Origin of the sequence: Mycobacterium sp. IS-1556 (genome assembly GCF_001499985.1) — a bacterium.
Lineage (GTDB): Bacteria > Actinomycetota > Actinomycetes > Mycobacteriales > Mycobacteriaceae > Mycobacterium.
The window spans coordinates 110,879-130,702 of record NZ_LQIM01000012.1 but is presented as its reverse complement, the minus strand read 5'-3'; the positions used below and the strand labels follow the sequence as shown (position 1 = coordinate 130,702).

17 protein-coding genes and 1 pseudogene are annotated in these 19,824 nt (G+C 67.5%); 6 read left to right on the top strand and 12 right to left on the bottom strand.

Features of this window, described 5'->3' with window-relative positions:
- Positions 1-202: 202 nt before the first annotated feature.
- From AU187_RS25915 to tkt, 7 genes and pseudogenes are all read right to left on the bottom strand, one after another.
- Positions 203-565, bottom strand: a complete 363-nt coding sequence (locus AU187_RS25915) for a hypothetical protein (RefSeq protein WP_286131901.1) — start codon at positions 563-565, stop codon at positions 203-205.
- A gap of 172 nt (positions 566-737) precedes the next feature.
- Positions 738-1,565: pseudogene (locus AU187_RS25910) on the bottom strand (DUF222 domain-containing protein); the annotation flags it as partial.
- A 135-nt stretch (positions 1,566-1,700) separates the two neighbouring features.
- The gene (gene pgl / locus AU187_RS09890; RefSeq protein WP_059099987.1) at positions 1,701-2,438 is read right to left on the bottom strand and encodes a 6-phosphogluconolactonase; all 738 of its coding nucleotides are present in this window, start codon (positions 2,436-2,438) and stop codon (positions 1,701-1,703) included.
- On the bottom strand, positions 2,435-3,346 hold the full coding sequence (gene opcA / locus AU187_RS09885) for a glucose-6-phosphate dehydrogenase assembly protein OpcA (protein WP_059099988.1): 912 nt from the start codon (positions 3,344-3,346) through the stop codon (positions 2,435-2,437). The genes pgl and opcA overlap by 4 nt, the downstream gene beginning before the upstream one ends.
- 25 nt (positions 3,347-3,371) lie before the next feature.
- On the bottom strand, positions 3,372-4,898 hold the full coding sequence (zwf, locus tag AU187_RS09880) for a glucose-6-phosphate dehydrogenase (protein ID WP_059099989.1): 1,527 nt from the start codon (positions 4,896-4,898) through the stop codon (positions 3,372-3,374).
- On the bottom strand, positions 4,895-6,013 hold the full coding sequence (gene tal / locus AU187_RS09875; protein ID WP_059099990.1) for a transaldolase: 1,119 nt from the start codon (positions 6,011-6,013) through the stop codon (positions 4,895-4,897). Before tal ends, zwf begins: the two co-directional genes overlap by 4 nt.
- An 18-nt stretch (positions 6,014-6,031) precedes the next feature.
- Entirely contained in the window at positions 6,032-8,125 is a 2,094-nt protein-coding gene (gene tkt, locus AU187_RS09870) for a transketolase (RefSeq protein ID WP_059099991.1), read from the bottom strand.
- Between the two features lie 209 nt (positions 8,126-8,334).
- Here tkt and AU187_RS09865 point away from each other — a divergent pair, with 209 nt between their 5' ends.
- A complete protein-coding gene (locus AU187_RS09865; RefSeq protein WP_172800228.1) occupies positions 8,335-9,246 on the top strand; it encodes a heme o synthase in 912 nt (303 codons plus the stop codon).
- A 3-nt stretch (positions 9,247-9,249) separates the two neighbouring features.
- Here the strand turns inward: AU187_RS09865 and AU187_RS09860 are convergent, their stop codons facing one another.
- On the bottom strand, positions 9,250-10,221 hold the full coding sequence (locus AU187_RS09860; protein WP_059099993.1) for a quinone oxidoreductase family protein: 972 nt from the start codon (positions 10,219-10,221) through the stop codon (positions 9,250-9,252).
- Between the two features lie 29 nt (positions 10,222-10,250).
- Between AU187_RS09860 and AU187_RS09855 the strand changes: the two genes are divergently transcribed.
- The gene (locus AU187_RS09855) at positions 10,251-11,192 is read left to right on the top strand and encodes an ATP-grasp domain-containing protein (RefSeq protein ID WP_059099994.1); all 942 of its coding nucleotides are present in this window, start codon (positions 10,251-10,253) and stop codon (positions 11,190-11,192) included.
- On the opposite strand, the gene AU187_RS09850 is transcribed toward AU187_RS09855, so the two are convergent.
- The 4 genes from AU187_RS09850 to mptB all read right to left on the bottom strand — a co-directional run bounded on the left by AU187_RS09850 (position 11,142) and on the right by mptB (position 15,556).
- Entirely contained in the window at positions 11,142-12,071 is a 930-nt protein-coding gene (locus AU187_RS09850; protein WP_172800227.1) for a COX15/CtaA family protein, read from the bottom strand. The genes AU187_RS09855 and AU187_RS09850 overlap by 51 nt on opposite strands.
- A gap of 82 nt (positions 12,072-12,153) precedes the next feature.
- Positions 12,154-12,924 carry an ABC transporter permease gene (locus AU187_RS09845; protein ID WP_059099995.1) on the bottom strand — a complete coding sequence of 257 codons (771 nt, stop codon included), beginning with the start codon at positions 12,922-12,924 and terminating at the stop codon, positions 12,154-12,156.
- A complete protein-coding gene (locus AU187_RS09840; RefSeq protein WP_059099996.1) occupies positions 12,921-13,829 on the bottom strand; it encodes an ABC transporter ATP-binding protein in 909 nt (302 codons plus the stop codon). Before AU187_RS09840 ends, AU187_RS09845 begins: the two co-directional genes overlap by 4 nt.
- Positions 13,830-13,861: 32 nt before the next feature.
- Entirely contained in the window at positions 13,862-15,556 is a 1,695-nt protein-coding gene (gene mptB / locus AU187_RS09835; RefSeq protein ID WP_059099997.1) for a polyprenol phosphomannose-dependent alpha 1,6 mannosyltransferase MptB, read from the bottom strand.
- A gap of 103 nt (positions 15,557-15,659) precedes the next feature.
- On the opposite strand from mptB, the gene AU187_RS09830 reads away from it, so the two are divergent.
- From AU187_RS09830 to sufC, 4 genes are read left to right on the top strand one after another with little or no spacing between them, the layout of a single operon-like run.
- Positions 15,660-16,415 carry a helix-turn-helix transcriptional regulator gene (locus AU187_RS09830; protein WP_059099998.1) on the top strand — a complete coding sequence of 252 codons (756 nt, stop codon included), beginning with the start codon at positions 15,660-15,662 and terminating at the stop codon, positions 16,413-16,415.
- Entirely contained in the window at positions 16,412-17,857 is a 1,446-nt protein-coding gene (gene sufB / locus AU187_RS09825; RefSeq protein WP_059099999.1) for a Fe-S cluster assembly protein SufB, read from the top strand. The genes AU187_RS09830 and sufB overlap by 4 nt, the downstream gene beginning before the upstream one ends.
- The gene (gene sufD / locus AU187_RS09820) at positions 17,858-19,054 is read left to right on the top strand and encodes a Fe-S cluster assembly protein SufD (protein WP_059100000.1); all 1,197 of its coding nucleotides are present in this window, start codon (positions 17,858-17,860) and stop codon (positions 19,052-19,054) included.
- Complete coding sequence (gene sufC / locus AU187_RS09815; protein WP_059100001.1) at positions 19,051-19,821, top strand: Fe-S cluster assembly ATPase SufC; 771 nt, start codon at positions 19,051-19,053, stop codon at positions 19,819-19,821. Before sufD ends, sufC begins: the two co-directional genes overlap by 4 nt.
- Positions 19,822-19,824 lie beyond the last annotated feature (3 nt).

Below are 19,824 nucleotides of genomic sequence, written 5' to 3'. Positions count from 1 at the left end.
TCACCGCAGCCGTGGAACCGCTGAGCAGAACCCGTCGTCTGAATAGGTGTGAGCCAACGAGAAACCTCGGCCCGGCAATGCACGGCAGATCTGCGCAACCTCACGCTGCTGTCGAAACCGATGACCGGAAGCGTTGACTACGACGCTGGATTCCGTGACGGTTGCCGCGACATTCGGACGGACCCTCACGAGTGACGGCACGTCAGAACGGCGGTGGTTCGTCGTCCCGGGAGAGCCTCTCGGCGAGCAGGAGTTGGATGCGACGGATGCGCGCGGCGTTGTGTTGTCGCTCCAGAGCGATGCGGTAGGCCTTGTCCTCGGCGCGGGTGCGTCGACGCATCGGCATCATCGCCCCGCGATGACTGTCGACCGGTCCACGCGTCGGCGGGGCCGGCACGACCTCGCCGGTGGGTTGTCCGAGCTGTTCGAAGAACTCCGCACCACCTGGAGTGGTGGTGTAGGTCTGCCCATTGGGCGCCGTCCACACGACCGTGCCGTCTGCGGCTTGACGGTCGGACCACCCGTCGGCTCCGCACCAAAACGTCTTCAGCAGATGGTGAAACACGCACAGCAGTTTGAGATTCGACGGATGTGTCGGCCCGCCGGGGTAGGGGGACCGTGTGGTCGATCTGACACGCCGCGGCCGGCTCGTCGCAGCCTGGGAATCGGCATGTCAGGTCACGGCAACGCACGAACCGCGCCAGCGCGGCCGAGGGCCGGTAACCCTGCTCGGCGCACGGCTCCGGTAGCCGTACCGGTTGCAACCGGGCGGCGGCGGCCAGATCGCGCAACATCGTCGAGGGCACGGCACCGAACCCCGGAAGGTATCCCGGTGACTCGGATCGACCGTCGATTGTCGCCTGATCGGCGATCACATTGATGACGAGCTGGCTCAGGGGCGGTTGTTCACGCTGCCTGCAGGCGCTGGCGCAATCCTCTGCGCCACAGCCACACTCGAGCGCGCTCTGCCCGGCCGCCAACGCCATCAGCGCATCGGCCCGGCGTTGCCGTTTGGTGCGCGGGTCGTCATCGCAGACCGTGGCGGCCATTTCGTCGAGGCGGGTGTCGAAGGCGACACCATCGACGAAGGCGAGTTTGGCCCAGACCCCGACCATGCCCGGGCTGATCGGTCCGACGTCGACGTAGCGGTCGTCAGTGGGCGGCTGGGGTTCGCGAACCCCAGCCGGATCGAACTTCTCCACCCACATGTCGATGCGCTCGGTCAGTTTGGGTCCCGACAATTTCATCCACTTCGGTGCCCATTGCGCAAAAGCCTCATCGAGTCGGGCCAGTCGACCGGGGTCCTCGACGTTCTGACTACGGCTGACCAGCGCGGTCATCATCCGGAAATCGATGTCGCCGGCAGCGAACACCGCGGCCACACCGGGCAGGCGCTCCCGCAGGTCGATCGCGTAGTTGAGCCGCCCTGCCGCTCGACCGCGGCTGATGTTCAATGCCGCAGAGATCTCGGCGACCACGTTCGCGTGTCCGTCGATGGCCCAGTTGTCCCGCTCGTCCTCATCCGCCGGCGCCCGTCGGGCGTACAACTCCCCAATAGCCTGCATCTCCAGGCCACAGGCGGCGTTCTGTTCGCGTGAAGCCGTGGCGATAGCCTCGGCCACGGCCGCGTCACAGAGCGTGTCGAACATGTGTTCGATACTACCCGGATCCACTGACAGGCGGCGATCTTTTCGCAGGGGTCAGAGCTTGTTCGCCGCCGCCTCGTCGAGCAGCCAGACGGTCGCCTCGCGGCCGACGGCACCCGCGGCGGGTACGTCATCCGGATCGGCACCGCCGATCGCAGCGGCCACGGCATCGGCCTTCCCTTCGCCGGAGACGACCAGCCACACCTCTCGTGACCGTCGAACCGCAGGCAAGGTCAACGTGATTCGGCGCGGCGGCGGCTTGGGCGAGTCGACGACGCCGACGACGAGTCGATCGCGTTCACGGACCGCCGGGGTATGGGGGAACAGCGAATTAACATGTCCCTCACCGCCCATGCCCAGTAGGTGCACGTCGAAGTCGGGCGTTGGCTCGCCGTCGTGGGCGTTGGCGGCGAGCACGCGCTCATAGTCGGCCGCGGCCGCATCGAGGTCGTCGCCGAACTGCGCTCCACTGGCGGCCATCGGGTGCACGTTGTCGACCGGGATGTCCACCCGGTCCAGCAGTGCCTCGCGCGTCTGCTTGTAGTTGCGCTCGTCGTCGTCCTCGGGCACGAACCGGTCGTCGCCCCAGTAGAGATGGACCTTGCTCCAGTCGATCCCGTCACTGTGCTCGGCAACGCGCTTCAGCATGTTGATGCCGGTGCCGCCACCGGTCAACACGATATGCGCCGCGCCGCGCTTGTCGATCGCGTCGACGATCGCGGCGACAAGCCGGTCGCCGGCCGCCGCCACCAGCGCTGCCGAGTCTGGATACCGTTCGATGATCGGACTCACGCGTACTGCACCTTCTCGATGCCCTGCAGAGCCTCGTGATAAATCTCGTCGGCGTCGAGCCTGCGCAAGTCCTCGGCCAGGCATTCCTTGGTCTCGCGGCGCGCCAACGGAATTCGCGCTTCGGGTCGGCTGGTGCGGCTCAGCGTCGCGGTGACACCCGTCTGGGGCCGTCGCAGCGTGATCGTCTCGCCGCCGCGCACCAGCTCCACTTTCAGCTCGCCGACCTCTCGCTGCACCGGAGCGTCGATTCTGGCGGCCAGCCAGCCCGCCAGGACATCGAGCGACGGTTCTTCTCGCAGGCCTGATACCAACGCAGACGTGATCGGCTCATGCGGTTCCTGATCGACCGCAGCCGCCAGCAGCGCACGCCAGTACGTGATGCGCGCCCAAGCAAGGTCGGTGTCGCCCGCGGTGTAGCCCTCCAGGCGGCCCTTGATCGCGGCCATCGGATCTCCGCACTGCGTCGCGTTGGTGATCCTTCGAATCGCCAACCGCCCCAACGGGTCCCTCGCGGGAACATCCGGGCCCCCCGCCGGCCACCAGGCCACCACCGGGGTGTCGGGAAGCAGGAACGGCAACACCACACTGGACGCGTGGTCGGCGAGCTCGCCGTGCAAGCGCAGCGCGACGACTTCGCCAGCGCCGGCGTCTCCGCCGACGCGCAGCTGTGCATCGAGCCGGGAATCGGCGGCACCGCGGTCACCGGGCACGACGACGATCACCCGGCAGGGATGCTCACGGCTGGCGAAGTTGGCCGCCTCGATCGAATCTTCCAGCAGATCATCGGAATCCAGCGAGATCACGAGGGTGAGGACGCGGCTCAACGTGATCGCCCCGCCCTCTTCGCGCAGACCGGTGATCTTCTTGTTGATGTCGTTGGTCGTGGTATCCGGCAGATCGACAATCACCGCCGCCTCCTTGCGCCTTCGCGGATCACGGCCGCCTCCACTCCCGGCCGACCCGATGCAACATCTCGTCGGCGGACGCCGGCCCCCAGGTGCCCGCCTCGTACGCCTCGGGCTTGCCGTGTGACGCCCAGTAATCCAGAACGGGATCGAGGATCTCCCAGGACAATTCGACCTCCCTGTTCACCGGGAACAGCGACGGTTCGCCGAACAGCACGTCGAGGATGAGTCTCTCGTAGGCCTCGGGGGAGTCCTCGGCGAACGCCGAACCGTAGGAGAAGTCCATGTTGACGTCTCGGACCTCCATGGCACTGCCCGGCACCTTCGAGCCGAATCGGGTGGTGATGCCCTCGTCAGGCTGCACCCGGATCACCAACGCGTTCTGGCCCAGCTCCTCGGTCATGGTCTTGTCGAACGGCAGATGCGGCGCCCGCTTGAAGATCAACGCGATCTCGGTCACCCTGCGGCCCAACCGCTTTCCGGTGCGCAGGAAGAACGGCACGCCGGCCCACCGCCGGGTGTCGACCTCCAGCGTGATGGCCGCGTAGGTCTCGGTCGTCGAATCTTTGGAGAAGCCCTCCTCCTGAAGCAGGCCGACCACCTTCTCGCTGCCCTGCCAACCCGCCGCGTACTGTCCGCGCGCCGTGGTCTGGTCGAGCGGCTGAACGGGTTGCGTGGCCGAAAGCACCTTGATCTTTTCGGCCTGCAGTTCGTGCGGTCCGAAGTTGACCGGCTCCTCCATCGCGGTCAGCGCCAGCAGCTGCAGCAGATGGTTCTGGATGACGTCACGCGCCGCCCCGACACCGTCGTAATAGCCTGCGCGACCGCCGAGCCCGATGTCCTCGGCCATCGTGATCTGCACGCTGTCGACGTAGTTGTTGTTCCAGATGGGTTCGTAGAACTCGTTGGCAAAGCGCAGCGCGAGGATGTTCTGGACGGTCTCCTTGCCGAGGTAGTGGTCGATGCGGAACACCGACTCCTCCGGGAACACGCTGTTGACCACCGCATTGAGTTCGCGCGCGCTCTGCAGATCGTGGCCGAACGGCTTCTCGATCACCACCCGGCTCCAGCGGCCCTCCTGCGGCCGGGCCAACCCGGACTTCTGCAGTTGCTCGCACACCTGCTGGAACGCCTTGGGTGGAATGGAAAGGTAGAAAGCGTGATTACCGCCCGTCCCGCGCTCGGCATCGAGTTTCTCGAGCGTCTCGGCGAGTCGGGCGAACGCCGCGTCGTCGTCGAATGTGCCCTGGACGAACCGGAAACCCTCGGCGAGCCGGTCCCACACCTCCTGGCGGAACGGCGTGCGCGCGTGCTTCTTGACCGCCTCGTAGACGACCTGTCCGAAATCCTCGTCCGCCCAGTCCCGTCGGGCGAATCCGACGAGCGAGAACGACGCAGGCAGCAGGCCGCGGTTCGCGAGGTCGTAGATCGCGGGCATCAACTTCTTCCGCGAGAGATCGCCGGTGACACCGAAGATCACGATTCCGCACGGCCCCGCGATCCGCGGCATCCGCTTGTCGCGCTTGTCGCGCAGCGGATTGACCCAATCCGTCATTTCTTGCTGGCGTCGAGCTGTTCCTGCGTCGCCTCGAGCAACTCGAGCCACGACTTCTCGAATTTCTCCACACCCTCGTCCTCGAGCAGCCGGAACACGTCGGGCAGATCGATTCCGACCGATGAGAGCTCGTCGAACAGTGCCTGCGATTCGTCGGCCGTACCGGTCACCGTGTCGCCGGTGATCACGCCGTGGTCGGCGACCGCGTCAATGGTCTTCTCCGGCATGGTGTTCACCGTGTTCGGGGCGACCAACTCGGTGACATACAACGTGTCGGAGTAGTCCGGGTTCTTCACGCCGGTCGACGCCCACAGCGGACGCTGGACACGGGCGCCGTCGGCCTTCAACGCCTCGTAGCGCGAGCCGCCGACGAACACTTCTTCGTAGGCCGCATAGGCGAGCCGAGCGTTGGCCACCCCGGCCTTGCCACGCAGTCTCAGTGCTTCCTCAGAGCCGATCTTCTCCAGCCGCTTGTCGATCTCGGTGTCCACCCGGGACACGAAGAACGAAGCGACGGAATGAATCTTGGACAGGTCGTGGCCGGCCTCCTTGGCCTTCTCCAAACCCGCGAGATAGGCATCCATCACGAGCCGATGGCGCTCGACGGAGAAGATGAGCGTCACGTTGACCGAGATTCCTTCGGCGATCACGGCGGTGATCGCGGGCAGGCCGGCCATCGTGGCGGGGATCTTGATCAGCAGGTTGGGCCGGTCGACGGTCTTCCACAGATCGATCGCCTGGAGGATGGTCTTGTCGGTGTCGTGCGCGACGCGGGGGTCCACTTCGATCGACACCCGGCCGTCGACGCCGTCGGACAGTTCGTTCTGCTTGGCCAGCACGTCGCAGGCATTGCGCACGTCGTCGGTGGTGACGGTGCGGATCGTCGCGTCCACGTCGGCGCCGCGCGCGGCCAGTTCATTGACTTGATCGTCGTAGGCGTGCCCCTTCGACAGGGCGGCCTGGAAGATCGACGGGTTCGTCGTCACCCCGACGACGCTTCTGGTGTCGATGAGCTCCTGCAGGTTGCCCGTCTGTAGTCGGTCGCGCGACAGGTCATCGAGCCACACCGACACGCCGGCGTTGGACAAGGCTGCGAGATTCGGATTCTGAGCCATTGCTGTGCCTTTCGATCACTAGTTGTCTATGGAGCGCTCCGCGGCTGCCACCACGGCCTCGGGGGTGAACCCGAACTCGCGGAACAACGTCTTGTCGTCGGCGGACTCGCCGTAGTGCTCGATGGAGACGATTTCTCCTGTGTCACCGACGAGCTTGTACCAACTCTGTGCGACGGCCGCCTCGACGGCGACACGCGCCGAAACGGTTGGTGGCAGCACCGAATCGCGGTACTCCTGCGGCTGCGATTCGAACCACTCCACGCATGGCATCGACACCACGTAGGCGGAGATGTCCTTCTCCGCCAACAGCTTGCGGGCTTCCACCGCCAGCTGCAGTTCCGAACCGGTCGCGATGATGATCACGTCGGCGTCGTCGGCCGGTTTTCCGCCGCCGAGCACGTACCCGCCGCGGGCCACACCGTCGGCGTCCGTACCCTCCAGCACGGGGATGCCCTGCCGCGTGAGGATGAAACCGACGGGACCGCTTCCGTTGCCGCGGGCGAGGATGCTGCGCCACGCGTAGGCGGTTTCATTGGGGTCACCGGGGCGGACCACCGACAGGTTCGGGATCGCCCGCAGCGCCGCGAGGTGTTCGATCGGCTGGTGGGTCGGTCCGTCCTCGCCGAGGCCGATCGAATCATGCGTCCAGATGTATATGGTGTCGATGTCCATCAGCGAGGCCAGCCGCACCGCCGGGCGCATGTAGTCGGAGAACTGCAGGAAGGTGCCGCCGAACGCACGCGTCGGACCATGCAGCACGATGCCGGACAGGATCGCGCCCATTGCATGCTCGCGGACACCGAAATGCAGCACCCGGCCGTACCAGTCCGCCGTGAAGTCGTCAGTCGAAATCGACGGGGGACCAAAGGATTTCACGCTCTTGATCGTCGTGTTGTTGCTGCCGGCGAGGTCCGCCGAACCGCCCCACAGCTCGGGCAGCTTCGGTGCGACGTCGTTGAGCACCTGACCGAATGCGGCGCGGGTGGCCAACGGCTTGGAGCCGGGCTCCCAGTGGGTCAGGTCGGAGTCCCAACCGTCGGGCAATTCCTGGGCCAGCAGCCGGTCCAGCAGCGCCTTACGGTCGGGTTCGCGCTCCGCCCAGGCATCGAAACCGGTCTGCCACTTGGCATGTGCTTCCTTCCCGCGTTCCACCAACTTGCGGGTGTGCTCGATGACCTCGGGCCGCACCTCGAACGTCTTGTCCGGGTCGAAGCCGAGGATCTTCTTGGTCGCGGCGACCTCGTCTTCGCCGAGCGCCGACCCGTGCGCACTGCCGGTGTTCATCTTGTTGGGCGCCGGATAGCCGATGATCGTCCGCACCGCGATGAACGACGGCTTGTCGGTGACTTTGCGTGCGGCCTCGATGGCTTCTTCTATGCCGACTACGTTTTCGCCGCCCTCGACCTCCTGCACGTGCCAGCCGTAGGCGCGGTAGCGAGCTGCGACGTCTTCGGACAGCGCGATGTTGGTGTCGTGTTCGATCGAGATCTGGTTCTGGTCGTAGAAGACGATCAGGTTGGCCAACTGCTGGGTGCCCGCCAGCGAGGACGCCTCACTGGTGATGCCCTCTTCGATGTCGCCGTCGGAGGCGATCACGTAGATGTAGTGGTCGAACGGGCTCTCCCCCCACGGGGTGTCGGGGTCGAACAGGCCGCGCTCGTAGCGCGATGCCATCGCCATCCCGACCGCCGAGGCCAGCCCCTGACCCAGCGGGCCGGTGGTGATCTCCACGCCCTTGGTGTGGCGGAACTCCGGATGTCCCGGCGTCTTCGACTTCCAGGTCCGCAGCGACTCGATGTCGGAGAGCTCGAGGCCAAAGCCCCCGAGGTACAGCTGGATGTAGAGCGTCAGGCTGGAGTGCCCGGCGGACAGCACGAAGCGGTCCCGGCCCAGCCAGTGCACGTCGCTGGGGTCGTGGCGCATCTGGCGCTGGAAGAGCGTGTAGGCCAGGGGCGCCAGGCTCATCGCGGTGCCGGGATGGCCGTTGCCCACCTTCTGTACCGCATCCGCCGCCAGCACCCGGATGGTGTCGACCGCCAGCGTGTCGACCTCTGTCCAGTCGTCTGGGTGGTTCGGACGGGTCAGCGCGGAAATTTCTTCGAGCGTGGTCACAGGCGCACTCCTGGTCGGCGTTGAGCTTTTCAGCTGCTCGCTTAAACACCCTAGTGCCGGATGGTCATCCGATGCAGGCTGCTGGGGGACGATTAGGCCGCCGTTGCGGCGCGGTCTACCATCGTCTGTAGTAGAAGCCCCCGCATTTCGACAGGAGTAGCTGCGTGAGCGTTCGCGAAGGCCACCTCGTCGACGGGGCGCCGGATCGAATGTCGCCGCCGGAGCGGCTCCGGACGCGAATCCGCCAGAAAATCCTGGGCTACGTCTCGCTGACGAAGCCGCGGGTCATCGAACTGCTCCTGGTCACCACGATCCCCGCGATGCTGCTGGCCCACCGCGGCGACGTCGACCCGCTGCTGATCCTGAACACGCTGGTCGGTGGGCTGCTGGCGGCGGCAGGCGCCAACGCGCTGAACTGCGTGGCCGACGCCGACATCGACAAGGTCATGAAGCGCACCGAGCGCAGACCGCTGGCCCGCGCCACGGTTCCGCGCAGCCACGCGCTGGTGTTCGGGCTCGCGCTGTCCGTCGCATCCTTCTTCTGGCTGTGGTGGACGACGAACATGCTGTCGGCCCACCTAGCGGGCGCGACGATCGCGTTCTACGTTCTCGTCTACACGCTGCTGCTCAAGCGCCGCACCTCGCAGAACGTGGTGTGGGGCGGCGCCGCGGGCTGCATGCCGGTGATGATCGGGTGGTCGGCGGTCACCGGGACGATCGCCTGGCCGGCCTTGGTGATGTTCGCGATCATCTTCTTCTGGACGCCCCCGCACACCTGGGCGCTGGCCATGCGCTACAAGGAGGACTACCGCGCGGCCGGTGTTCCGATGCTGCCCGCGGTGGCGACTGAGCGCCAGGTCACCAAGCAGATCGTGATCTACACCTGGCTGACGGTGGCCGCCACGCTGGCGCTGACGCCCGCGACCGGCTGGTTGTACGCGGCCGTCGCGCTGCTGGCCGGGACATGGTTCCTGGTGATGGCGCACCAGCTCTACAACGGCGTGCGTCGCGGCGAACCCGTCAAACCGTTGCGGCTGTTCCTTCAGTCCAACAACTACCTCGCCGTCGTCTTCTGCGCACTGGCGATCGACTCCGCGCTGGCGCTGCCGACTCTGTTCTGACCGCTAGGGCACCAACACCACCGATCCGACGGTCCGGCGGCCCTGCAGGTCGCGGTGCGCCTGCTCGGCGTCGGGGAGCCGGTAGCGCTCGCTGACCGTGATGGTCAAGGTGCCCGATGCGATCGCGTCGAGGAGTTCGCCTGCCCGCCAAGCGAACTCGTCTGCGGTGCGGGTGTAGTGCACGAGCGTGGGCCGGGTCAAGAACAGCGAACCCGCCGCGTTGAGGAGTTGCGGATCGAATGGCGGGACCGGCCCGCTGGAGGCACCGAACAGCGCCAGCGTGCCCCGCACCGCCAGGCTGGCGAGGCTGGCTTCGAACGTGGCCGCCCCGACGCCGTCGTACACCGCGGCGACGCCGCCGTCGGTCATCTCCTTGATCGTGGCGCCGAACTCCGCCGGGTCGTCCGGATAGTCGAGCACTTCCACCGCGCCGGCCTGGCGCGACAACTCGGCCTTCTCCGGCGTCGAGACCGTGGTGATGACCCGCACCGCCATGCTGGTCGCCCACTGGGTGAGGATGAGGCCCACGCCGCCCGCTCCCGCGTGCACGAGCACCGAGTCGCCCTGCTGCACCGGGTACAGCGACTTGATCAGGTAGTGCGCGGTCATTCCCTTGAGCAGTGCGGCGGCGGCCGCCTCGGGACTCACGCCGTCGGGTACGTAAGCGACGAAATCTGCTGGGGCGACACTGTATTCGGCATAGGCGCCGTTGGCCTGCGCGGTGACGACGCGGTCGCCGACCTTCAGCGCGGCGACGCCGTCGCCGACCGCTTCGACGGTGCCGCACACCTCGTTGCCGACGATGAACGGCGTCTCCCGCGGATACTGTCCGGACCGGAAGTAGGTGTCGAGGAAGTTGACTCCGATCGCCTCGGCCTTGATCAGCACCTCGCCGGGGCCCGGCGTCGGCTGCGGCTTCTCGACGTAGGTGAGGACTTCGGGTCCGCCGGTCTCGGCGACTTCGATGGCGTGCATGCTCACATCCTCCCAATATCCTTGCAGTTGTGAAGCTCGCGCGGCCCGACCTTTTCCACCCGCGCATCGTGCTGGCCGGCTGCCCTGCACTGCCGGAGGGAGACGGGGACGACGCCGGCCTGCTCGCCGCGCTGGGTAAGCATGGCTTGCACGCCCGCTGGCTGTCCTGGGACGACCCGGCGACGCTGGAGGCGGACCTGGTGATCCTGCGGGCGACGTGGGATTACATCGATCGGCTCGACGAGTTCCTCGGCTGGGCGGGGCGGGTCCGCAACCTGCTCAACCCCGCGAGAGTGGTGCCGTGGAACACCGACAAGCGCTATCTCCTCGACCTTGCCGACGCGGGGGTGCCGATCGTGCCGAGCCGGTTCTTCGGTCCGGGCGCCACGGTGCGGCTGCCGAACAGCGCCGAGGTCGTGGTCAAACCCGCTGTCGGTGTGGGATCGGTGGATACGGTGCGTTTTTCGGATCGCGATGACGCTCGACGGCACGCCGCCCGTCTGCTGGCCACCGGCCGGACCGTGCTGATCCAGCCCTACGACGCACGCATCGAGGACGGGGAGACCGCGCTGGTGTTTCTCGGCGGTTCGCAATCGCATGCGTTCACCAAGGGCCCGATACTGCGGCGCGCCGGCCAGGTGCCGCCGTTCGACGAGTCGGGCACCTACGCGCGCGAGACGCTCACCCCGGCCGAGCCCGACTTCGAGGTGTGGGACGTCGGTCATGCGGCGCTGGCGGCGGCGGCCGCCCACCTGGACCTGGCGCCCGAGGAGTTGCTCTACGCGCGGGTGGACGTCGTCGGCGGACGCTTCGAGCCGCGGGTGCTGGAGGTCGAACTGGTCGAACCGTCGCTGGGCTGGATGCAACTCGACCCACCGACCCGCGAGCGGCAACAGCGGGCGTTCGTCCTGGGCGTCGAGTCAGCGCTCGAGAGGTTCGGGCTCGGCCCGCTCTCGCATCGACGCCCATAGCGCCGCGGTGGCTGCCGTGCAGGCCGCGGCGCCGGCCACATGGACGGCCACCAGCGCCGCGGGCACGCCGGTGTAGAACTGCACGACCCCGACCAGTCCCTGCGCCACCACCAAGGCGAGCAGCACACCCAGGCGCACCATCACCGGCCGGGCTGCGCGGACCGCCAGCAGGCCGAAGCCCAGGCCGATCACCAGCGACAAGTAGGCCACCAGCAGCGACGAATGCACGTGCACCAGCGTGGGGATGGGGACCTCGAGGCGTGGGATCGTGCGGTCGAGGCTCTTGTCTCCCGCGTGCGGTCCGGCCCCGGTCACCAACGTACCGGTCACCAGGACAGCTGCCAGCGCGACGCCACCGAGGAAAGCCAACTGGCGCAACGGCTTTGGTGCGCGCCGGGTGAGCACGCCATCGTCGGGCTCGCCGATCTTGACGAACAGCAGCACCGCCAACCAGACCATCGTCATCGACGCCAGCAGGTGGATGGCCACCGTCCACCACAGCAGGCCCGTGAGCACGGTGATCCCTCCGATCACCGCCTGCACGACCGTCGAAGCCGGCATCAGCCAGGCATAGATCAGCACCTCGCGGCGTCGGCGTGCGCGTGTCACCGCCAGGACCGCGGCCGCGGCGGTGAGCACCACCAGGAACGTGACCATGCGGTTGCCGAACTCGACGGCTTGGTGGATGACGGCCACCTCGGGGTGCGGCATCGGGGTGAAGCTGCCCGGGAAGCACTGCGGCCAGGTCGGACACCCCAGGCCGGACGCGGTGACGCGGACGATCGCGCCGGTCACGGCGATGCCGCCCTGGGTCAGGATGACGAGGAACGCGATGACGCGCTGGGCCCGCAGGCTGGGCAGCGGCAGCAGATCGACCAGCCGCAGGAAGGCGCGTCGCACGGGTTCGATGGTAGAGCAGCGCAACTACAGGCCGTAGTAGCGGGTGCTGCGCGCGGCGGCCTCAGGTGAAGCGGAACCAGCGCAGCGCACACAGTGCGGCGACGACACCCCACACCGCGAGCACCAGCAGGCCGAACCAGTCGACCGACAGCGTCATCGCCCGCGACAGCGCCTCGGTGAGCGCTCCCGACGGAGTCAACCGGGCTACCCACTGCGCCGCGGAGGGCACCATGCCGCCCTCCAAGGTCAGCGCGCCGAGTCCGGCGAAGACGAACCACAGTAGGTTCGCCAGCGCCAGCACGATCTCGGCGCGAAGCGTGCCCCCCAGCAGCAGGCCCAGTGCGGCGAACCCCGCGGTGCCCAGCGCGATGATCGCGGCGCCGAGTGCCAACCCGGCCATGTGCGGTCGCCAGCCCAGCGCAAAACCGATCGTGCCCAACACAATCGACTGCAGAAACACCACCGCGACGACGGCCAGCGACTTGCCCGCGATGATGCCCCAGACCGGAAGCGCCGTGGCGCCCAACCGCTTCAGCGCTCCGTAGCGGCGGTCGAACGCCACGGCGATCGCCTGGCCGGTGAACGCGGTGGAGATCACCGCCAGCGCCATGATCGCCGGCACGAAGGTCGCAGCCCGGTTCGGTCCGAACGAACCGAGCGGCAACACCGTCAACCCGATCAACAGCGTGATCGGAATGAACATCGTCAACAACAGCTGTTCGCCGTTGCGCAGCAACAACCGCAGTTCGAGGCCGAACTGCGCGGCGAGCATCTTCGCCACGGTGGCCGGCCCGGGGTCGGGCGAGAAGGTGCCCGGCGCAAAACGATTCACGGGCGCAGCTCCCGTCCGGTCAAGTCGAGGAAGACGTCCTCGAGGCTCCGCTGTTCGACGCGCATATCGGTGGCCAGCACGTCGAGCCGCGCGCACCACGCCGTCACCGTGGCCAGCACCTGCGGGTTGATCGCGCCCTCCACCAGGTACTCGCCCGGCGCCGTCTCGCTCGCGCGGTAGCTCTCCGGCAGTGCCGAGACCAGCAGCGACAGATCGAGCATGCGCGGTGCGCGGAACCGCAACTGGTTCTCGGCGCCGCTGCGCATCAACTCCTCCGGTGTCCCGGTGGCCACCGCGACACCGTGGTCGATGATCATGATGCGGTCGGCGAGCTCCTCGGCCTCGGTCAGTTGATGGGTCGTCAGCACCACCGTGACGCCGTCGCGGCGCAGCCCGTCGATCAACTCCCACACCACGATTCGGGCATGGGCGTCCATGCCGGCGGTCGGTTCGTCGAGGAAGACCAGCTCGGGACGGCCGACCACGGCGCAAGCGAGCGCCAGCCGCTGCTGCTGACCGCCGGAGAGCCGCCGGTAGGTGGTTCGCGCCGCCTCGGTCAGCCCGAGGATGTCCATCAGCCACGCGGGGTCGAGCGGGTTGGCCGCGTAGGACGCGACGAGGTCGAGCATCTCACCGGCGCGGGCGGCCGGATATGCGCCGCCGCCCTGCAACATCACGCCGATGCGCTCGCGCACCCGGGCGTTGTCGCCGACCGGGTCCAGGCCGAGGATCTCGATGGTGCCGGCGTCGGGCTTGATGAAGCCTTCGCACATCTCCACGGTGGTGGTCTTGCCCGCCCCGTTCGGCCCGAGCAGGGCGAACACCTCGGCGGTCTGGACCTCCAGGTCGAGGTCTGAGACCGCGATCGTCGACCCGTAGCGCTTGCTGACCCCGCTCAGGCGCACGGGGGCGGGGGAGGTCCCCGGTCCTGGGTGGGTCACGGGGACTCAGCGTAGGCGTCGGGTCTCACCGGCTGTGGTTCCGGTGGCGACGGCTGCTCGGACGGCCGCGTCGTCACGCTCCGCCAGGGCAGCCGGTTGTAAGTGAGCAGGATCAACGCCGCCACGATCACGGTGCTGGCCGCCACGGCGAGCAGGATCTGAAACAGCGTGAACCGGTCGCCGTTTGCGGTGGGGCCGAAAATGCCGACCGCCAGCGTCACCACGATCGTCGTGCTGCGGAACGCCGGCCGCGTGGCCCACGCCGCGAGGGGCAGCACGGCCCACAACACATACCAGGGCTGGACCACCGGAAACAGCAGCACGGTCACGCCGAGCGCGACGCCGAGCCCGCCCACCGGGTGCAGGCGGCCCCGCAGCACCGCCAGCAGCAGCCAGGTCACCAGGATCGCGATGATGAACACGCCGATCGCACGGGTCAGGCCCAGCACCGCGGTGGTGTGGTCGCCGAGACCCAGCAGGATGCCGACCTGTCCGGTGCCCAGGGCGAGCAAGGTGGGCAGCGACATCCAACTGCGCACGACGTTCGCGGTGCCCAACGTGAAGAGCCAGCCGAATCCCAGGCCGCTGGCCCACCCGATGATCGCCATCACCGCGACCGACACGGCCGTCAGTGACCCCCCGGCCAGGAAAAACGCCTTGACCGTGCCGCCCCACCGGCAGGCCAGCGCCATCGCCACGAAGCCCAGCGCCAGCAACGACGGCAGCTTCACCTGCGACGACAGCGTGATCAGCACGACACCCAGCAACAGCATCGCCAGCGGCCACCACTGCGCCCACTGCGCGCGGCCTTGCGGCCACGTCAGCGGCCTGGGAACCAGGGGCATGGCGGCGCCGATGCTGCTGACCCCGCGCAGGGCGAACTCGGTGCCGGCGAGCATCAGCCCCAGCATCAACGCCTCGTTGTGGATGCCCGCCACCAGATGCATGATCAACAGCGGATTCGCGGCGCCGAGCCACAGCGCGCTCACCTCCGCAACACCGCAGCGACGGGCCAGGCGAGGCGTCGCCCAGACGATCAGGCCGACGCCGAACAGCACGACCAGCCGGTGACACAGCACCGCGGCCACGATGTTCTCGCCGGTCAACGCCGAGATGCCCTGGCCGATCCACAGGAACAGCGGACCGTACGGGGCCGGCGTCTCGCGCCACATGTTCGGAACGGACAGCGTGAACACGTGGTCCAGGCCGAGACCGGTCGCCGGACCCACCCGGTAGGGGTCCAGGCCGCTGATACCGATCTCACTCTGTGCCAGGTAGGAGTAGACGTCGCGGCTGTACATCGGCGGGGCGATCAGCAGCGGAAGCACCCACAGCCACAGCAGACGGTCCAGTTGACTGCGCGACATGCGCCGGTCTCCCAGCGCGAACCGGCCGAGCATGAGCCAGGCCAACGCCATCATCACCGCACCGGTGGTGGTCATGGTCAGCGACACCGTCTGGATGCGGGACGGCAGGTTGAGCAGTCGCACGCCGAACGTCGGATCCTGCACCACCGGTCTGGCCCCGACGCCGAGCGCGCCGATCGCCATCAGCACCGTGCCGGCCGCACCGAACAGCCGGGTCCGGCGCAGCGCGATGACCTCGGCGTCGTTGAGGGGTGAGCCCACCGGGGGTTCGTCGGCGTGCCAACGGGCGATCGACGAGCTGAACGACGGGAGGCGGGCTGCCACCTCAGCAGCGTAACCGCCGATGTGGGCGGCCCCGGACGGGCCGAGGTCGGGCTAAGGGTGCCCTTGCTTTACACGGCTTTCGGAATTCCGTCACAATAGTGTTGTGAAATTCAGTCCGGACGCTGGCGCCGCTACGGCGGCGACACCCAGCACCGCCGCAGGAGCCGATCGCCACACGCGTGGTGCGATCGTGCAGCTGCTGCTGGAATCCGGACCGATCACGGCGGGCGAGATCGGTGAGCGGCTCGGAATCTCCGCGGCCGGGGTGCGTCGCCACCTCGACGCGCTGATGGACGCGGGCGACGCGCAGGCCAGCGCCGCGGCCGCCTGGCAGCACACCGGACGCGGTAGGCCCGCCAAGCGGTACCGGCTCACCCCGGCGGGTCGCGCCAAGCTGAGCCACGCCTACGACGACCTCGCCGCCGCGGCGATCCGGCAGTTGCGCGAGATCGGCGGCGACGACGCCGTGCGGGCGTTCGCGCGTCGTCGTATCGACGGGATTCTCGCGGGAGTAACCGAGGGCCCTGATGACGTTGAATCAAAGGCCGACCGGGTGGCGGCCGCGCTGACCGAGGCCGGCTACGCGACGACTGTGACATCGGTGACGCCGGCGCCTGGACCGATCCACGGAATCCAGTTGTGTCAGCATCACTGTCCGGTGTCTCACGTCGCGGAGGAGTTCCCGGAACTGTGCGAGACGGAGCGGGAGGCCTTCGCCGAGGTTCTGGGGACCCACGTGCAGAGGCTCGCCACGATCGTCAACGGCGACTGCGCCTGCACCACGCACGTACCGCTGGTCGACAAGGTCGACAAGATCACAGCCACAGCCCCAACTAGCAAGCAAGGAGCGTCGAGATGACGACGACACCCGAGGTCCACAAGATAGGCGAACCGCTCAGCCAGGACGAGGCCATCGCCTCGCTGAGCCGGTACGGCTACGGCTGGGTGGACTCCGACGTCGCGGGCGCCAGCGCGCAGCGCGGATTGTCCGAGGCGGTGGTTCGTGACATCTCGGCGAAGAAGAACGAGCCCGAGTGGATGCTCGAGACCCGGTTGAAGGCGCTGCGCACCTTCACCAAGAAGCCGATGCCGACGTGGGGTTCCAACCTCGAGGGCATCGACTTCGACAACATCAAGTACTTCGTGCGGTCCACCGAGAAGCAGGCCGCCACCTGGGACGACCTGCCCGAGGACATCCGCAACACCTACGACAAGCTCGGCATCCCGGAGGCGGAGAAGCAGCGTCTGGTCTCCGGCGTGGCGGCCCAGTACGAGTCAGAGGTGGTCTACCACCAGATCCGCGAGGACCTCGAGGCCCAGGGCGTCGTCTTCCTCGACACCGACACCGCGCTGCGCGAGCATCCGGACATCTTCAAGCAGTACTTCGGCACCGTGATCCCGGCCGGCGACAACAAGTTCTCCGCGCTCAACACCGCGGTGTGGTCGGGCGGATCGTTCATCTATGTCCCGCCCGGCGTGCACGTCGACATCCCGCTGCAGGCCTACTTCCGGATCAACACCGAGAACATGGGCCAGTTCGAGCGCACGCTGATCATCGTCGACGAGGGCGCCTACGTGCACTACGTCGAGGGCTGCACCGCGCCGATCTACAAGAGCGACTCGCTGCACTCCGCGGTCGTGGAGATCATCGTCAAGCCGGGCGGCCGCTGCCGCTACACGACGATTCAGAACTGGTCGAACAACGTCTACAACCTGGTCACCAAGCGGGCCCGCGCCGAGGCCGGAGCGACGATGGAATGGGTCGACGGCAACATCGGCTCGAAGGTCACCATGAAGTACCCGGCCGTGTGGATGACCGGTGAGCACGCCCGTGGCGAGGTGCTGTCGGTGGCGTTCGCCGGCGAGGGGCAGCACCAGGACACCGGCGCCAAGATGCTGCACCTGGCGCCGAACACGTCGAGCAACATCGTGTCGAAGTCGGTGGCCCGCGGCGGCGGCCGCGCGTCCTACCGCGGCCTGGTCCAGGTCAACAAGGGCGCACACGGATCGCGCTCCAGTGTGAAATGCGATGCGCTGCTTGTCGATACCGTCAGCCGCAGCGACACCTATCCCTACGTCGACATTCGCGAGGACGACGTGACCATGGGTCACGAGGCCACCGTGTCGAAGGTCAGCGAGAACCAGCTGTTCTACCTGATGAGCCGCGGCCTCACCGAGGACGAGGCAATGGCGATGGTGGTGCGCGGCTTCGTCGAGCCGATCGCCAAGGAACTCCCGATGGAGTACGCGCTGGAGCTCAACCGGCTGATCGAGCTGCAAATGGAAGGCGCGGTGGGCTGAGTGGTTTCCGAGCTGACCACCGCCGTCGAGGGGACGCCGGCCGGATCCGCACTCAACAAGGGCGAGATCTTCACCTCGTTCGACGTGAACGCCTTCGAGGTGCCCGGTGGCCGCGACGAGATCTGGCGGTTCACACCGCTCAAACGTCTCCGCGGTCTGCACGACGGCTCCGCGACCGCGACGGGTAGCGCCCAGATTCGGGTGTCCGAACTGCCCGGCGTCACCGTGGAGACGGTGCACCGCGGCGACGAGCGGCTCGGCGAGGGCGGCGTGCCTGCCGACCGGATTGCCGCCCAAGCATTTTCGTCGTTCGACACCGCGACGATCGTCACCGTGGCCCGCGACACCGAGGTCGCCGAGCCGATCGAGGTCGACATCAGCGGCCCGGGCGAGGGCGCGGTGGCTTACGGGCATCTGCAGATCCGCGTCGAGGAACTGTCGCGGGCGATCGTCGTCGTGGACCTGCGGGGTAGCGGAACCTACGCCGACAACGTCGAGATCATCGTCGGCGACTCGGCCGGCCTCGGGGTGATCTGGATCGCCGACTGGGCCGACGACATGGTGCACGTCAGCGCGCATCACGCGCGCCTGGGTAAGGATGCCGTGCTCGGGCACGTCAACGTCACGCTCGGCGGCGACGTCGTCCGGACCACGGCGACGGTCCGCTTCACCGGAACCGGCGGCGACGCCAAGTTGCTCGGCACCTACTTCGCCGACGACGGTCAGCACTTCGAGTCGCGGCTGCTGGTCGACCACGCCCATCCGAACTGCAAGTCCGATGTGCTGTACAAGGGTGCGCTGCAAGGCGATCCGGCATCCAACCGGCCCGATGCGCACACCGTGTGGGTCGGCGACGTGTTGATCCGCGCGGAAGCCACGGGCACCGACACCTTCGAGGTGAACCGCAATCTGCTGCTCACCGACGGCGCGCGCGCCGATTCGGTGCCCAACCTCGAGATCGAGACGGGCGAGATCGTCGGTGCCGGACACGCCAGTGCCACCGGGCGTTTCGACGATGAACAGTTGTTCTATCTGCGGGCCCGGGGCATCCCCGAGGATCAGGCACGTCGCTTGGTGGTGCGCGGCTTCTTCAACGAGATCATCGCCAAAATCGCCGTGCCCGCGGTGCGCGAGCGCCTCACCGAAGCAATTGAACGAGAACTAGCGATCACGGAATCGAGAACAGCCCAATCATGACCACACTGGAAGTCAAAGACCTGCACGTCTCTGTCCTCACGCCCGAGCAGACCGAGATACCGATCCTCAAGGGTGTCGACCTGACCGTGAAGTCGGGGGAGACCCATGCGGTGATGGGCCCCAACGGTTCCGGCAAATCGACCCTGTCGTACGCCATCGCCGGCCACCCCAGGTACACGGTGACATCCGGTTCGATCACGCTGGACGGCCAGGATGTGCTGGAGATGAGCATCGACGAGCGCGCCCGCGCCGGCCTGTTCCTCGCGATGCAGTACCCCGTCGAGGTGCCGGGGGTCTCGATGTCGAACTTCCTGCGCACCGCCGCGACCGCCGTGCGGGGCGAGGCGCCGAAGCTGCGCCACTGGGTCAAAGAGGTCAAGGGCGCGATGAGCGACCTCGGGATCGACGCGGCGTTCTCCGAACGCAGTGTCAACGAAGGGTTCTCGGGCGGTGAGAAGAAGCGCCACGAGATCCTGCAACTGGCTCTGCTGAAGCCGAAGATCGCGATCCTCGACGAGACCGACTCGGGTCTGGACGTCGATGCGCTGCGGGTGGTCAGCGAGGGCGTCAACCGTTACGCCGAGACCGAGCACGGCGGCGTGCTGCTGATCACGCACTACACCCGGATCCTGCGGTACATCCGGCCGCAGTTCGTGCACGTGTTCGTCGACGGCCGCATCGTCACCTCCGGTGGCCCGGAACTCGCCGACGAACTCGAGGAGAACGGCTACGTCCGGTTCACCCAGACGGCGGCCGCGGAGGCGTAACCC

Excerpts from the sequence above, each read along its gene's own strand:
- AU187_RS09865 (WP_172800228.1), top strand. The coding sequence starts at position 8,335 with ATGTCGCCGCCGGAGCGGCTCCGGACGCGAATCCGCCAGAAAATCCTG.
- sufC (WP_059100001.1), top strand. The coding sequence starts at position 19,051 with ATGACCACACTGGAAGTCAAAGACCTGCACGTCTCTGTCCTCACGCCC.
- tal (WP_059099990.1), bottom strand. The coding sequence starts at position 6,013 with ATGGCTCAGAATCCGAATCTCGCAGCCTTGTCCAACGCCGGCGTGTCG.
- AU187_RS09860 (WP_059099993.1), bottom strand. The coding sequence starts at position 10,221 with ATGCACGCCATCGAAGTCGCCGAGACCGGCGGACCCGAAGTCCTCACC.
- zwf (WP_059099989.1), bottom strand. The coding sequence starts at position 4,898 with ATGACGGATTGGGTCAATCCGCTGCGCGACAAGCGCGACAAGCGGATG.
- sufB (WP_059099999.1), top strand. The coding sequence starts at position 16,412 with ATGACGACGACACCCGAGGTCCACAAGATAGGCGAACCGCTCAGCCAG.